Origin of the sequence: Ramlibacter algicola (assembly GCF_016641735.1) — a bacterium.
Lineage (GTDB): Bacteria > Pseudomonadota > Gammaproteobacteria > Burkholderiales > Burkholderiaceae_C > Ramlibacter > Ramlibacter algicola.
In genome coordinates this window covers 3,532,505-3,547,499 of record NZ_JAEDAO010000001.1, presented here as the reverse complement: position 1 = coordinate 3,547,499, position 14,995 = coordinate 3,532,505, and the positions used below count along the sequence as shown (strand labels likewise).

Sequence of the window (14,995 nt, the reverse complement as noted above, 5' to 3'; positions counted from 1 at the left end):
CGGGGTGGAGCACGCCAGGCCGCCGCTGGTGCAAGGGTCGCAAGGCCGCACTGGAGGAAGGTCCGGACTGCACAGGGCAGCGTAGGAGCTAACGACTCTCCACCGCGAGGTGAGGATCAGAGCAACAGAGACGAGTCCGCGTTGCGCGCGGATTCGCGCCGAGGCGCAAGCCGAGGCACGAGTCCCAACGCGCGAGGCGGGGTGAAACGGGCAATCTCTACGCGCAGCAACACCGAATAGGCCGGCATTGACGTGGTCCCGCGGAGCCGGCGGGTAGGTGGCACCGAGCCGGGTGGGCGACCCCCGGCCCAGAGGAATGGCGGTCACGGTGGGAGCAATCCCACTGCACAGAATCCGGCCTACCGGCGCGCTCCACACTTACACCCGCATCACGCCAGGTTCAGGGCGCGGATGCGATCGACATGTGCCTGCAGGCTGCGCTCCGCGATGGGCCAGATGGCCGGGGGCACGTCGTCGTAGGCCAGCGGCACCCAGTCCCTGGTGCTGCCGCCGGGCCGGCTCTTCATTGCGGCGATCACCTTGGCTTCGCGCTGCAGGCGGTGCGCCTTGAGCTTCGCGATCGCCTGCTTCGCGAACCCCAGCACATGGCCGTGCGCGGGCAGGATGAACTCGATGCGGTGCTCATCGCAGGCGCGGGACAGGCGGTCCAGCGAGTCGAGGTACGCCGTCATCTCGCCGTCGGGCGGGCTGACGATGGTCGTGCTGCCGTTGAGGACGTGGTCGCCCGAGAACAGCAGGCCGTCCTCCAGCAGCACCAGGCAGGCGTGGTTCGACGCATGGCCGGGCGTGTGGATCGCCTGCAGGCTGTGCGTCACGCCGCCGCCGGCTTCCAGCCGCAGCACGTGGCCGTCGGGCAATTCGTGGTCGGGCGTGAAGCGGCTGTCGGCGCGCGAGGCAGGACCCGAGGACAGGCCCCAGATCGGCGGCCGCGTCGCGCACAGTTGCTGCAGCGGGCGCGCGCCGGGCGAGTGGTCCGGATGCGAATGCGTGCACGCGATCAGGCGGATGTCGCCGCCGGTGGCGTCGACGATGCGCTGCAGGTGCGCGCAGTCGTCCGGCCCCGGGTCGATCACGAGGTAGCCGGTCGCTGGCTCGCCGACGATGTAGGTGTTGGTGCCCGGCCCGGTCATGACCGACGGATTGCCGCAGGTCAGCCGCATCACGTTCTTCAGCAGCGGCACGGGCTGCTCGCTCTGCCAGTCGAGCGCATGCACGATCTGGCCGTCGGGGCAGGTGAGCGCCAGTTCGCCGAACGGCGCGTCATCCTCCATGTACCGCGCTTCCTTGCCGGCCAGCGTGCCGGCGCGCGGGCAGCTGGTCCACAGCGGCTGCTCGGTCGCGCAGGCCCGCAGCACCGCATCGACGCTGGCGAACTTCTGCAGCCGCTCCAGCGTGCGGATGGTCGGGAAGATCATGAAGAAGTCACGCGCCTTGTAGCGCTCCAGCGCGGTCGCCGGGCGGATCCACAGCGGCTCGAACTGCTCGGCCTCGTCGGCCACGGGCTCCTGGTCCTCCGGCATGCGCGCGACGAGGAAGGGCACGTCGAAGCGGCGCGGCAAGTCGCGGTCGGTGATCCAGTGCGCGAGCACGAACACCTGGTCGGCCGCCAGCGTCAGCCCGCGCGCCTTGCATTGCGCCGCGAACGGCCCATGGCGATCCAGCGCCGCGATGTCCGCGGCATCGGCGTAGCGGCCGTCGGCATGCCGGGCGAGCAGCACGCCGAGTTCCTCGAAGCTCTCGCGGATCGCCGCGATGGCTTGCGTCAACCGCAAGTCGTCCTGCGTCGGCCGGCGCGAGGCGATCGCATGCGAGTCCGCGTCGAGTGCATCGATGCCGCCGCCGGGAAAGACGTACGCGCCGGGCGCAAAGCTCGCCGTGGGCGAGCGGCGCGTCATCAGCACTTCGGGGCCTTGCGGCGTGTCGCGCAGCAGCAGGACGGTGGCGGCGGGACGGGTGGGGAGGGGGTCGCGCTGCGGATGCAGCAGTTGCGAGGGGCGGACCATCGCGGGATTACAGCATGCGGGTCTCGCCGTCCGGCGTCACGCCGAGCGCCAGCAGGAAGCGCGCGACCATGTTGTAGCTGGCAATGGTGGCCGTCAGCTCGACGACCTCTGTCGTGTCGAAGCGGGCCTTCATCTGCGCGAACAGGTCCTCGTCGACGCGCACCTGTTGCGTCATCTGCGCCGCGTAGCGCGCGACCAGCGCCTCGTCGCCGGCCAGGCCTCGCGGTGCCTGCGCGGGCGACTTGCAGAAGGCTTGCAGCGCGTCCAGCTCGGCCCGCGTGCCGCCGGCCGAGAGGAAGTCCGGCGCGTGGTGGTGGTACTCGTACTCGGCGCCGGTGAGCAGGGCCACGGTGCAGATGCCGAGCTCGCGCAGCTTGCGGCTGGTGGGCAGGCCGGTGCGCACCGCGCCCAGGTACACGTTCCAGCCGCGTGCGAGCGGTTCACTCCAGAGCAGCGCGCGGTCCAGGTTCAGCAGCGCGCCGCCGCGACGCCGCAGCACGGCGTCGACGAGGTCCTGGGGTTGCGGCTTGGCGTCGGGGGTCCAGTCGGGGATGCGCATGCGGAGGCTTCGGCGTGGTGGAGACGCGTCACAGCATACGCGGGCGCTGGGGCGCCGGAAGGGCGGCGCCGATAATGCCGGCATGCGGATCCGCTTCACCAAGATGCAGGGCGCGGGCAACGACTTCGTGGTGCTCGACGAGACCCGCGGCCGCCTGGGCCTGCAGCCGGCGCAGTACCGCTGGCTGGCGGACCGCCACTTCGGCGTCGGCGCCGACCAGGTGCTGTCGGTGCGTCCCTCGCCGGCGCCGGGCATCGATTTCGAATACGTGATCCACAACGCCGACGGCGGCGAGGTGGAGCAATGCGGCAACGGCGCGCGCTGCTTCGTGCGCTACGTGCGCGAGCGCGGCCTGACCGACAAGCGAACGGTGCGCGTGCGGACCATGAACACGGTGCTGGAACTGACCGAGGCCGACGACGGCCGCGTGACGGTCGACATGGGCCCGCCCGTCTTCGACCTGCCGCAGGTGCCGTTCGACGACGCCGGCCTGTCGCCGCACCCGCAGGGCGGCTGGCACACCTGGCGGCTGGCGCTCGGCACCGATGCGGCCGCGCCGCATGCCGACGTCGCCGTGCTGTCCATGGGCAATCCGCACGCGGTGCAGCTGGTCGCCGACGTCGATGCGGCGCCGGTGGCGGCCGTCGGCGCCCTCGTCGAACGGCATCCGCGGTTTCCCAAGCGCGTCAACGCCGGTTTCCTGCAGGTGGTCGACCGGTCCCACGCGCGCCTGCGCGTCTGGGAGCGCGGCGCGGGCGAGACGCTGGCCTGCGGCACCGGCGCGTGCGCCGCGGTGGTCGCGGGCATCCGGCTCGGGCTGTTCGACCCGCGCGTGGACGTCCAGACGCGCGGCGGCCTGCTCACGATCGCATGGGACGGCGGCGACGCGCCCGTGCGCATGACCGGCCCCGCCGCCACCGTGTTCGAAGGCGAGATCGAGGTACCCCAATGACGACGACCCCCCCGGGCATGCAGCCCATCACCGAAGACGACATCGCCAACTACCTGGCCAACACGCCCGGCTTCTTCGAGCGCCACGCGCAGCTGCTCGCCAGCGTGCAGCTGAGCAGCCCGCACGGCAACCGCGCCGTGAGCCTGCAGGAGCGGCAGGCCGAGATGCTGCGCGAGAAGATCAAGGCGCTGGAGCACCGCATCATGGACATGGTGCGGCACGGCAACGAGAACGTCGTCATCGCCGACCGCCTGCACCGCTGGGCGCGCAACCTCCTGCTGGTGCGCAACACGCATGCGCTGCCGGCCACCATCGTGTCGGAGCTGATGACGCAGTTCATGGTGCCGCAGGCCGCCATCAAGGTCTGGAAGGTCGCCCCGCAGTACGCCGAGTCCGACTTCGCCACCGGCGTCAGCGAGGACGCCAGGACCTTCGCCTCGTCGCTCACGCAGCCTTACTGCGGCGTGAACTCCGGCTTCGAAGCCGTGGACTGGCTGGAAGACAAGGACCTCGCGATGTCGGTTGCGCTGCTGCCGCTGCGCGTGGGTGCGATCCACGATGCGTCGCGCGCCTTCGGCATGCTGGTGCTCGCGTCGCCGGACCCGCAGCGCTTCGCCGCCGGCATGGGCACGGACTTCCTCGAGCGCATCGCCGAGCTGGCGTCGGCCGCGCTCTCGCGCCTGCGCGACGACTGAACATGGACGCCGACGCCGCGCTGGTCGAGCAGTACCTCGAGCACGTGCGCGTGGGCAAGCGGCTGGCCGCGCGGACGGTGGAGCTGTACGCGCTCGACCTCGCCAAGCTGGCTGAGAACGCACGTGCGGCCGGCGTGCCACTGGTGCGTGTGCAGCCCGCGCATGTGCGGCGCTGGGTGGCGCAGATGCACGGTGCCGGACGCAGCGGCCGCGGCATCGCGTTGATCCTCTCGGGCTGGCGCGGCTTCTACAAATGGCTGGGGTTGCATGGCAAGGTCGACAGCAACCCGGTGCAGGACGTGAAGGCGCCGAAGTCGCCGCGGCCGCTGCCGAAGGCGCTGGGCGTCGACGATGCGATGCGGCTGGCCGACCACGTCGATCCGGATGCAGATCCCGTGCTCGAAGCACGCGACGCCGCCATCGTCGAACTGCTCTATGGCTGCGGCCTGCGCGTGGGCGAAGTCGTCGGCCTGGACGTGCAGGCGGGCAGCGCGGCCCGTGGCTGGATCGACCTCGATGCCGGCGAGGCGCATGTGCTGGGCAAGGGCAGCAAGCGTCGCACGGTGCCGGTGGGCAAGCAGGCCCTGCAGGCGCTGCGGGAGTGGCTGGCGGTGCGCGGTCCGCTGGCGGGCACCGAGCCCGCGCTGTTCGTCGGCCGCGGCGGGCGCCGCCTCAGCGCGCAATCGATCTGGCTGCGGCTGCGGCGGCGCAGCGCGCAGGCGGGGCTGGCGACGCCGGTGCATCCGCACATGCTGCGGCACTCGTTCGCCAGCCACGTGCTGCAGTCCAGCGGCGACCTGCGGGCGGTGCAGGAGTTGCTGGGGCACGCGAACATCGGCACGACGCAGGTCTACACGCGGCTGGACTTCCAGCACCTGGCCAAGGCGTACGACGCGGCGCACCCGCGCGCGCACCGGCGCAAGTGATGCGCCGGGTCAGGCGCGCGCCGCTTCCATCGCCACGCTGAACACCGCCCGCTTGCTGTCGGGCGGCGCGGCGGCCAGCGTGCTCTCGAGCTTGTCCAGCACCAGCTGCGCGTCGCCCAGGCCGGGCACCACGGTCTGCGCGATGCGCACCTGCGGCACCCATTGCACCGGCTTGTCGTCGAACGGGCGCAGGCACGCGGCGACGATCTTCGCGCCCGTCGCCGCGGCTTCACCGGGCGGCACGGGTCCTTCGACCAGCAGGCCGAAGCGGTGGTCCGACAGGCGCGCGACGGTGTCGATGTCGCGCGCCGACGCGAGCAGGCGCGCGGCCAGCCGCAGCGGCAGTTCCTCCGCCGAGCGCCGGTCCCATTCGCGGCGCACCTGGTCGACGTTCACCAGGTCGATCAGCAACACCACCGCCTGCTGCTTCAGGCGCTCGCTGCGGGTGATGAGGGTGGCGAGGCGCTCGACGAACACGTGCGCGTTCACCAGGCCGGTGGACGGGTCGATGCGCTCCAGCCCCGACAGGCGGCGGATGTTCTCGCGCCGGTCGTGCACGCGGGCGGCGAGCACGGCCAGCAGGATGGGCAGTTCCAGCGCGATCCCGATCAGCAGGGCATTGGCGGTCCAGAAGCTGGCGGGGATCAAGCCTGCGGCGCGCGACAGCGGCAGGGCACCCGACACGACGACGGGCAGCATGCCCGCGAGCAGCCAGCCCGCGTGGCGATCGCCGCGCCGCGCGGCCCAGGCGACGAGCGCCACGCCGGTCGCGAGCCCGATCGAGACCGTGGCCACCATCAGCACGAGGCGCCACCGGGCGTCGACCGTGAGGATGAGGGCGACGGCGACCAGGCAGGCGACCGACAGCGCGACCTGCACCTGCGCCAGCCGCGCGGACCGCTCGCGCAGCGACACCATGCTGCCCAGGAAGGCGAGCAGCGACCCGATGGCGCACACCGGCAGGGCCATCACCGCGAGGTTGTTCCACCACGGCCACTGCGGCCACAGGTGCAGGCCGGCGACCCCGCTGAGCGACGCCTGCGCCAATCCCATCAGCGTGACCGACAGCGCATACCAGCCGAAGGCGGTGTCGTGCACCGTCGCCAGGCCGAACAGGGCCAGCACGACCGACAGGCCCACCAGCCCGAAATAGATGCCCAGGAGGAGGGCGGACCGCTGCTCCTGCCGCAGCAACTCGCGCTCGCTCGTGAACGTCAGCGGCGCGCTGAAGCTGAACTGGTTCTCCACCCGCACGTAGAACAGCTGCGGCTTGCCCGGCGTGAGCACCAGCGGCAGCACCGCGTGCCGGTGCGGCACCGGCCAGGACGACACCGGCACGTGGTCGCCGGCGGTGCGCTCGGTCCAGCGCGATTGCGCGTCGGCGGTGTACAGCGTGATGCGGTCGAGGGCGGGGTAGGGAACCTGCAGGTACCAGCGCTGGCTGTCGTCGTGGACGTCGACCGTGAAGCGCACCCAGAGTGCCCGGCCGCTTTGCAGCCGGTAAACGGCGCCAGCGTGCATGGGTGCCCAGGGGAGTTGCGCCGCCGCGACGTCGCCGATGGTGCCGGCCCCGGAAGTGTCGAGCCAGGCGTCGCCTTCGGCATCCAGCGTGACCTGCCCGGTCTCGGGTTCGAGCGTGACGACGCGGTCGTCCGCCCGTGCGGCGACCGCGAAGGCCAGCAGCAGCATGGCCAGCCATGCCCTGCCCCAGCGGACGCACCTGCTGCTCACCCCGAACCCCTCCAGCTTCTTTCCTGCATTGTGCCGGGTTGGACAATGGCGGCCATGAAAACCGTGCGCCTGAAAGCCGGCAAGGAGCGTTCGCTGCAACGCCGGCACCCGTGGATCTTTGAATCGGCCATCGCCAAGGGGGGCGGCGATCCCGGCGAGACCGTGCGCGTCGAATCGCACGAGGGCGAGTTTCTCGCGTGGGCCGCGTTCAGCCCGGCGTCGCGCATCCGCGCGCGCTGCTGGAGCTTCGAGGCCGGCGAGCGGATCGAGCCGGCGTTCTTCGAGGGGCTCGTCACCAAAGCGGTGCAGGCGCGATCACGCTTCGCCATCGACAGTGACTCGCTGCGGCTGGTGCACGGCGAGTCCGACGGCCTGCCCGGGTTGATCGTGGACCGTTACGGCGACACGCTGGTCGCGCAGTTCCTGTCCGCGGGCGTGCAGCGCTGGAAGGCGGTGCTCGCCGATGCGCTGCTGCGCGCCACCGGGCTGCGACGCCTCTACGAGCGCTCGGACACGAATTCACGCTCGCTGGAAGGCCTGCCGCAGGAGACCGGCTGGCTGCGCGGCGAGGGCCCGACGCAGCTGGACCTGCGAGAGCACGGCTGGCGCCTGCACGTGGACATCGCCGACGGCCACAAGACCGGCTTCTACCTGGACCAGCGCGACAGCCGCGGGCTGTTCGCGCGCGAGGTGCGCCGGCTCGGGCTGCAGCGCGTCCTCAACTGCTACAGCTACACCGGCGGCTTCACCGTCGCCGCGCTGGCGGGCGGCGCGCGGGAGGTGACGTCGATCGACTCGTCGGGCCCGTCCCTCGAGGGTGCGCGGGCGAACGTCGCCCTCAACGGCTTCGATGCCTCGGACTGCACTTTCCTGGATGCGGACGTCAACGCGTCCCTGCGGCGGTTCATCGAGGAGGGCCGCCAGTTCGACGCCATCGTGCTGGACCCGCCCAAGCTGGCGCCGACGGTGGCGCACGCCGAACGCGCGGCGCGCGCGTACAAGGACATCAACCGGCTGGCGCTCAAGCTGCTGCCGCCCGGCGGCACGCTGTTCACCTACTCGTGCTCGGGTGGCATCAGCGCCGACCTGTTCCACAAGATCGTCGCGTCCGCCGCCATCGACGCCGGCGTGGATGGCTACGTCACGGCCCGGCTGGCCGGCGCGCCGGACCATCCCATGACGCTGGTCTTTCCCGAGGGCGAATACCTCAAGGGGCTGGCCATCCTGCGCCGATGAGCGAACGCGCCGCCGCGGCGGCGCCGACACCGCTACACTCCCGCCCTCCCCGAACCGACCCCCTGCCAGCCATGCCCCTCATTCCCGCCACCATCCTCACCGGCTTCCTCGGGTCGGGGAAGACCACGCTGCTCAAGCGCGTGCTCGGGGAAGCGCACGGCCACAAGATCGCCATCATCGAGAACGAGTTCGGCGAGGAGAACATCGACAGCGACATCCTGGTCACCGAGACCCAGGAGCAGATCGTCCAGATGAGCAACGGCTGCGTCTGCTGCACGATCCGCGAGGACCTGCGCTCGACGCTGCAGCTGCTGGCGGCCAAGAAGCGCAAGGGACTGCTGGACTTCGAACGCGTGGTCATCGAGACCACCGGCCTGGCGGACCCCGGCCCGGTGGCGCAGACCTTCTTCATGGACGACGAGATCGCCGAGACCTACCTGCTGGACTCGATCATCACGCTGGTCGACGCCAAGCACGCGGCGCAGCAGCTGAACGACCGCCAGGAGGCGCGCCGCCAGGTGGGCTTCGCCGACCAGATCTTCATCAGCAAGACCGACCTGGTCTCGCCGGGCGAATTCGACGCCCTGCAGCACCGCCTGAAGCACATGAACCCGCGCGCGCCGCAGAAGGCGGTGCATTTCGGCGAGGTGGCGCTGTCGGAGGTGCTGGACCTGCGCGGCTTCAACCTGAACGCCAAGCTCGACATCGACCCCGACTTCCTGAAGGAGGAGGAGGGGCACGACCACGACCACGACCATGGCCACGAGCATGGCGAGCACTGCGACCACCCGTCGCACGGGCACGAAGGCCACGGCCACCACCATCACGTCGACGACGACGTCAAGAGCTTCGTCTTCAAGTCGGACCGCGCGTTCGACGCCGCCAGGCTGGAGGACTTCCTGGGCGCGATCGTGAACATCTACGGCCCGCGCATGCTGCGCTACAAGGGCGTGCTGAACATGAAGGGCACGGAGCGCAAGGTGATCTTCCAGGGCGTGCACCAGCTGATGGGCAGCGACCTAGGGCCGGCCTGGGCCGAGGGCGAGCCGCGCACCAGCAAGATGGTGTTCATCGGTATCGACCTGCCGCGGGACATCTTCCTGCAGGGGCTGGAGCAGTGCCTGTCCTGACCTTCCGGCCGGCGACCGTGGCGCGCGCGCCCCGGCCGCGTGCGGCGGGCCGCCCAAAAGGGTCGTCCCCTTGCTGGGCTGCCCGACAATCAGGGTATAACCCTTTCCGATGAAGGCCACCCCAGAGAAACGACGCTTGCCGGGAGCACCAAGCCCCGAGCGGGCGCTGCGAGGAGACAGGACGTGAAGCCCCAACCGAAGCCGGCGGCCAAAGCAGCCAAGGCAGCCCCGAAAGCCAAATCCCGCCCGGCGGGCAAGGCAGCGTCCAAGACGGTGAAGAAGCCGGCTCCCAAGCCGGTGGCCAAGACAACCGCGACGGCCAAGAAAGCCGTTGCCAAGAAAGCACCGGCCAAGAAGCCGGTGCCCGCGAAGAAACCGGCCGCCAAACCCACGGCGGCGAAGAAACCGACCAAGCCCGTCGCCAAGGCGCCCGTGAAGGCGCCGGCGAAGAAGGCGGCACCCGCGAAGGCACCGGCCAAGAAGGCCGTCGCCGCGCCGCCGCCCGCCAAGAAAGCCCCGACCACTCCCGCCAAGCCGCCCGCCGCCCCCCCGGCGGCGCCCGCCAAGGCGAGTGCCAAACCAACTCCTGCCGCTGTCCCCGCGGCGCCCGCCCGCGCACCAGCGGGCGGCCGCCAGTCCGCCCGCTCCGGGCCCCTCGTGCCGCCCACCCTCGGGCAGCCCGTGGCGCCGGGGTCGGCCAAGGCCAGCTACACCCAAAATCCAATGCGTTCCGTGCTCACCCCGCCCCCCCTGGTCAACGTCAAGAAGGACCCGAAGCTCGCCAACAACTGGAAAACCAAGTCGGCGGAGGAACTCTCCGACGAGGAGGTCCTGGCGATGCCCGATTCGGAGTACATGAACGACAAGCAGATGGCCTTCTTCCGCAGCAAGCTCGTGCAGCTGAAGCAGGACATCCTGAACAACGCCGGCGAGACCACCGAGCACCTGCGTGAGGACACCGTCATCGTGCCGGACCCGGCCGACCGCGCCACGATCGAGGAGGAGCACGCGCTCGAACTGCGCACGCGCGACCGCGAACGCAAGCTCCTGAAGAAGATCGAGCAGTCCATCGCGCGCATCGACGCGGGTGACTACGGCTACTGCGACGAGACCGGCGAGCCGATCGGCGTCGGCCGGCTGCTCGCACGGCCGACGGCGACCCTGTCGCTGGAGGCGCAGCAGCGCCGCGAGTTGAAGCAGAAGATGTTCGGGGACTGAGCCCGCGCAAGCAGGCTCCGGCAGCAGCACCTTTCCGAGCGACATGCCCAAGGACGACACCGGCGGCGGCGGCCTCTTCTCGAAGGTCGTGAAGTTCGTCCGCAGCCCGGGCACGGGCTGGACCGCCGACGAGCAGGACAGCGACCGCGACTCGACCTACTCCAAGCAGATGCTCAAGGAGATGATCGAGCGCAAGCGCCGAAACGACTTCGTGCGCAAGCGCGAGTTCGACATGCTGCGCAAGATGCGGCGCAGCGAGGTGATGGCGGGACAGGACCCCGCCGCGCGCCCGTCCTTCTTCCAGTCGTCGCTGCCCTCGCGGCCCGACGACCGCGCCACGACGCTGAAGAAGATCGACGAGATCGAGGCGCAGATGTCGATGCAGTGGTGGAAGAACAAGAACGGTTCCGCCAGCAACGGCAGCAGCACCAACTTCCCCGTCTCCGCGCATGCGCCCGACGTGGCCGCGCCGCCTTCGCCGGCGCAGGCGGCACCGCAAGGCGCACCCGCGACCCCGCCGCAAGCCGCGGCGAGCGGCGTGAGCTACGCGCGCACCGAAGCGATGCCGCTGGGCGGCATGCGCCCGCCGGAGCCGACGCCGATCCCGGCGCGCGACGACGACATGGGGCTGGACTTCACCGCCGAAGCGCCGCTGGAAGCGCTGCCCTCCGCGCACGCGCCGCTGCCGCCGATCCTCGAGCCGCAGCAGCCGCACGCCACCACGGCGCCGTCGCCGATGCGGCCCTCGTTAGGGGGCTCGTTCGCCGCGCCCGAAGGCGCCAGCAGCGGTTTCTCGCATTCCAAGGTGTTCGCGCTCGAGGTCGACGAATTCGCGCACGACCCGGAGCTGGAGGAAGCGGCAATCCGCTTCGCCAACGGCGACGACGAAGGCGCCGAGGCCGGATTGAAGGAAGTGCTGGCGCCCGGTGCCGCGCGCATCGACCACGACGAGACCTGGCTCACCCTGTTCGACCTCTATCGCGCCACCGGCCAGCAGGACCGCTTCGAAACCGCGGCCATCGATTTCGCCGGCCGCTTCGGCCGCTCGGCGCCGCAGTGGATCTCGCTGCCCGAAGCCGTCGGCCGCATGGGCGCCGCGCAGCAGCCCGCGCGCGCCAATGCGCCGGGCCAGATCGCCGACTGGACCTGCCCCGGCACGTTCGGCACGCAGACGCTCGCCACGCTCAACGCCTCGCTGGCCAAGGCACAGCAGCCCTGGCGCCTGTCGTGGGTCAAGCTCAATGCCATCGACGAAGCGGCGCTCGACGGCCTCGCGCGCCTGTTCACCCAGTGGGCGGCGCAGCAGGTGCAATTGCGCTTCATCGGCTCGGAGAACCTCGAGCGCGTGCTGCGCTCGGCGACCCCGTCGGGTGACAAGGCGGTGAATCCCGCGTGGTGGAAGCTGCGCATGGAGGTGCTGCGCGTCATGCACCGCCCCGACGAATTCGAGCTCGTCGCGCTCGACTACTGCGTCACCTACGAGGTGTCGCCGCCGTCCTGGGAAAGCTCGCGCTGCGAGTTCAAGCCGCTGCAGGCCGACGGCAGCTATGCCGGCGGCCACACCATCGTGGGCGAAGCGTTCCGCGATTCGATGATGTCCAACATGCCCGCGTCCACGGCGTACGGCGACTCGCAGTTCGCGCCCGCCGCGTCGCAGCAGGTTGCGCAGGTCGCCACGGTCGAACTGGCCGGCCAGATCCTGGGCGATGCCAAGGACACCATCGACCTGCTCGACGGCAAGCTGTCCGGCGCCGACATCATGGTCATCTCGTGCGCGCGGCTGATCCGAATCGACTTCACCGCCGCCGGCACGCTGCTCAACTGGGTGAGCGCGCGGCAGGCCGAGGGCCGCCAGGTCCAGTTCGCCGACGTGCACCGCCTGGTCGCCGCGTTCTTCAACGTCATCGGCATCAGCGAGCACGCCCGCGTCGTCGCCCGGCGCGACTGAGCCGCCACCGCGGCGCTTGCAATCGTCCACCGCGGCCCCAAGTGGCTGCGATGGACCAATTCCACGGAACGACGATCCTCAGCGTGCGCCGGCGCCAGCCGGACGGCCGCTGGCAGGTGGCGATGGGAGGCGATGGCCAGGTGACGCTGGGCAACGTCGTCGTCAAGGGCTCGGCCCGCAAGGTGCGCAGGCTGTACCACGACAAGGTGCTGGCCGGCTTCGCGGGCGCGACCGCCGATGCGTTCACGCTGTTCGAGCGCTTCGAGGCCAAGCTCGAGAAGCACCAGGGCCACCTCGTGCGTTCGGCCATCGAGCTCACCAAGGACTGGCGCACCGATCGCGTGCTGCGGCGGCTGGAAGCCATGCTCGCGGTCGCCGATCACGAAGCCTCGCTGATCATCACCGGCAACGGCGACGTGCTGGAACCCGAGCACGGGATCATCGCCATCGGCTCCGGCGGCAGCTACGCGCAGGCGGCTGCGAAGGCGCTGGTCGACAACACGGACCTCGCCGCACGTGACGTGGTGAAGAAGTCGCTGGAGATCGCCGGCGAGTTGTGCATCTACACGAACATGAACCACATCATCGAGACGCTGGAATGAGCTCCATGACCCCACAGGAAATCGTTTCGGAGCTCGACCGCCACATCGTCGGCCAGCAGCAGGCCAAGCGCGCGGTCGCCATCGCGCTGCGCAACCGCTGGCGCCGCCAGCAGGTCGACGAGAAGCTGCGCCCCGAGATCACGCCCAAGAACATCCTGATGATCGGCCCCACCGGCGTGGGCAAGACCGAGATCGCGCGGCGGCTCGCGAAGCTGGCGGATGCGCCGTTCATCAAGGTGGAAGCGACCAAGTTCACCGAGGTCGGCTACGTCGGCAAGGACGTCGACTCGATCGTCCGCGACCTCGCCGAAGTCGCCGTGAAGCAGACGCGCGTGGCCGAGATGCGCAAGATGCGCACGCGTGCCGAGGACGCCGCCGAGGACCGCATCCTCGACGTGCTGGTGCCCGGCGTGTCCAACGACACGACGGCGCGGCAGTCGTTCCGCAAGAAGCTGCGCGAGGGCCAGCTGGACGACAAGGACATCGAGATCGACGTCGCCGAGGCCAAGCCGCAGCTGGAGATCATGGGTCCCGCCGGCATGGAGGACATGGCCGAGCAGCTGCGCGGCATGTTCAGCCAGTACGGCGGCCAGCGCCGCAAGAGCCGCAAGCTGAAGATCGGCGAGGCGATGAAGCTGCTGGTCGACGAGGAAGCGGCGCGCCTGGTCAACGAGGACGACATCCGCGCGCAGGCGATCGGCAACGCGGAGCAGAACGGCATCGTCTTCATCGACGAGATCGACAAGGTCGCCACGCGCGGCGAAGGCACCAGCGGCGCCGACGTGTCGCGCCAGGGCGTGCAGCGCGACCTGCTGCCGCTGGTGGAGGGCACGACGGTGACCACCAAGTACGGCCCGGTGCGCACCGACCACATCCTGTTCATCGCCAGCGGCGCCTTCCACCTGAGCAAGCCCAGCGACCTCATCCCCGAGTTGCAAGGACGGTTGCCGATCCGTGTCGAACTGCAATCGCTGTCGGTGCAGGATTTCGAATCGATCCTCACCAGCACGCACGCGTCGCTGGTGAAGCAGTACCAGGCATTGCTCGCCACCGATGGTGTCGAGCTGGAGTTCACGCCGGAAGCGATCACGCGGCTGGCGGCCATCGCGTACGACGTCAACGAGCGCACCGAGAACATCGGCGCGCGGCGGCTGTCCACGGTGATGGAGCGCCTCCTGGAAGAGGTGAGCTTCGACGCCCTGCGCCACCAGGGGCGCACCGTCATCGACGGGGCCTATGTCGATGGCCGCCTGTCCGACCTCAGCCGGGACGAAGACCTGTCGCGCTACATCCTCTGACCGCCCTGCAAGGGGTGGTTACGAGGCTCAGGTGGTACTTGCAGAGCCACCGCTAAGTGGTTCATTTAGAACGAGTTTGGCTACCGTCGCGCTGCCGGAATCGCTTCTAAGTGGTTGATTTCAAAGAAAAATTTCGCAAGCGAGCACTTGCATGGCCGAGCTTTCCTGCTACAGTGCAAAAAAGTGCAGTTAAGTGGGAAAAAGTGCCGTCGGCGCCCCACTTCGCACCGGATGCAGCCCCGCAGTGTTCCAAGGCGCCTCGTCACTTGCTCTCGATGCCAAGGGTCGGCTCTCGATGCCGACCCGGCACCGTGACGTGCTCGGCGCGACCGCGAGCGGCCAGCTGACCATCACGCGCCATCCGCATGGCTGCCTGATGATCTTTCCGCGACCCGAGTGGGAACAATTCCGCGCCCGTATCGCGGCGTTACCGATGGACGCGCAGTGGTGGAAGAGAATCTTCCTGGGCAACGCGATGGACGTGGAGCTCGACTCCACCGGCCGCGTGCTCGTCTCCCCGGAACTGCGTGCGGCCGCCGGCATCGAGCGCGACACCATGCTGCTGGGCATGGGCAACCACTTCGAGCTCTGGGACCGCGCCACGTACGAGGCCAAGGAGGCCGAGGCGATGGCAGGCGGGATGCCCGGCGCCTTCAAGGACTTCTCTTTCTGAGCG

Annotated in this window: 13 protein-coding genes and 1 other RNA gene; 11 read left to right on the top strand and 3 right to left on the bottom strand. The window is 70.0% G+C overall.

Annotated features, from left to right (window positions below):
• Positions 1-6 precede the first annotated feature (6 nt).
• Positions 7-378, top strand: an RNA gene (rnpB, locus tag I8E28_RS17395) — RNase P RNA component class A.
• Between the two features lie 11 nt (positions 379-389).
• Here rnpB and I8E28_RS17390 read toward each other — a convergent pair.
• Entirely contained in the window at positions 390-2,024 is a 1,635-nt protein-coding gene (locus I8E28_RS17390; protein WP_200789389.1) for an MBL fold metallo-hydrolase, read from the bottom strand.
• A 7-nt stretch (positions 2,025-2,031) separates the two neighbouring features.
• Entirely contained in the window at positions 2,032-2,583 is a 552-nt protein-coding gene (locus I8E28_RS17385; protein WP_200789388.1) for a carboxymuconolactone decarboxylase family protein, read from the bottom strand.
• Between the two features lie 82 nt (positions 2,584-2,665).
• On the opposite strand from I8E28_RS17385, the gene dapF reads away from it, so the two are divergent.
• Genes dapF through I8E28_RS17370 form a run of 3 tightly spaced genes read left to right on the top strand, consistent with a single transcriptional unit; the run spans position 2,666 to position 5,156 of the window.
• Positions 2,666-3,535: a diaminopimelate epimerase gene (gene dapF / locus I8E28_RS17380; RefSeq protein ID WP_200789386.1), complete on the top strand. Its 870-nt coding sequence runs from the start codon at positions 2,666-2,668 to the stop codon at positions 3,533-3,535.
• On the top strand, positions 3,532-4,230 hold the full coding sequence (locus I8E28_RS17375; protein WP_200789384.1) for a DUF484 family protein: 699 nt from the start codon (positions 3,532-3,534) through the stop codon (positions 4,228-4,230). The genes dapF and I8E28_RS17375 overlap by 4 nt, the downstream gene beginning before the upstream one ends.
• Before the next feature lie 2 nt (positions 4,231-4,232).
• Positions 4,233-5,156, top strand: coding sequence for a tyrosine recombinase XerC (locus I8E28_RS17370; protein ID WP_200789382.1), 924 nt, complete (start codon positions 4,233-4,235; stop codon positions 5,154-5,156).
• A gap of 9 nt (positions 5,157-5,165) precedes the next feature.
• On the opposite strand, the gene I8E28_RS17365 is transcribed toward I8E28_RS17370, so the two are convergent.
• Positions 5,166-6,887 (bottom strand): 7TM diverse intracellular signaling domain-containing protein, encoded by a 1,722-nt coding sequence (locus I8E28_RS17365; RefSeq protein ID WP_200789380.1) that lies wholly within the window; start codon positions 6,885-6,887, stop codon positions 5,166-5,168.
• Between the two features lie 54 nt (positions 6,888-6,941).
• On the opposite strand from I8E28_RS17365, the gene I8E28_RS17360 reads away from it, so the two are divergent.
• The 7 genes from I8E28_RS17360 to mraZ all read left to right on the top strand — a co-directional run bounded on the left by I8E28_RS17360 (position 6,942) and on the right by mraZ (position 14,992).
• Positions 6,942-8,123, top strand: a complete 1,182-nt coding sequence (locus tag I8E28_RS17360; RefSeq protein WP_200789377.1) for a class I SAM-dependent rRNA methyltransferase — start codon at positions 6,942-6,944, stop codon at positions 8,121-8,123.
• Between the two features lie 71 nt (positions 8,124-8,194).
• Positions 8,195-9,253 carry a CobW family GTP-binding protein gene (locus I8E28_RS17355; protein ID WP_200789375.1) on the top strand — a complete coding sequence of 353 codons (1,059 nt, stop codon included), beginning with the start codon at positions 8,195-8,197 and terminating at the stop codon, positions 9,251-9,253.
• A 183-nt stretch (positions 9,254-9,436) separates the two neighbouring features.
• A complete protein-coding gene (gene dksA, locus I8E28_RS17350) occupies positions 9,437-10,471 on the top strand; it encodes an RNA polymerase-binding protein DksA (protein ID WP_200789373.1) in 1,035 nt (344 codons plus the stop codon).
• Positions 10,472-10,514: 43 nt separating this feature from the next.
• Positions 10,515-12,419 carry an STAS domain-containing protein gene (locus tag I8E28_RS17345; protein ID WP_200789370.1) on the top strand — a complete coding sequence of 635 codons (1,905 nt, stop codon included), beginning with the start codon at positions 10,515-10,517 and terminating at the stop codon, positions 12,417-12,419.
• A gap of 50 nt (positions 12,420-12,469) precedes the next feature.
• Positions 12,470-13,021: an ATP-dependent protease subunit HslV gene (gene hslV / locus I8E28_RS17340; protein WP_200789368.1), complete on the top strand. Its 552-nt coding sequence runs from the start codon at positions 12,470-12,472 to the stop codon at positions 13,019-13,021.
• The gene (hslU, locus tag I8E28_RS17335) at positions 13,018-14,319 is read left to right on the top strand and encodes an ATP-dependent protease ATPase subunit HslU (RefSeq protein WP_200789366.1); all 1,302 of its coding nucleotides are present in this window, start codon (positions 13,018-13,020) and stop codon (positions 14,317-14,319) included. Before hslV ends, hslU begins: the two co-directional genes overlap by 4 nt.
• 244 nt (positions 14,320-14,563) lie before the next feature.
• The gene (mraZ, locus tag I8E28_RS17330; RefSeq protein WP_200789364.1) at positions 14,564-14,992 is read left to right on the top strand and encodes a division/cell wall cluster transcriptional repressor MraZ; all 429 of its coding nucleotides are present in this window, start codon (positions 14,564-14,566) and stop codon (positions 14,990-14,992) included.
• Positions 14,993-14,995: the final 3 nt, after the last annotated feature.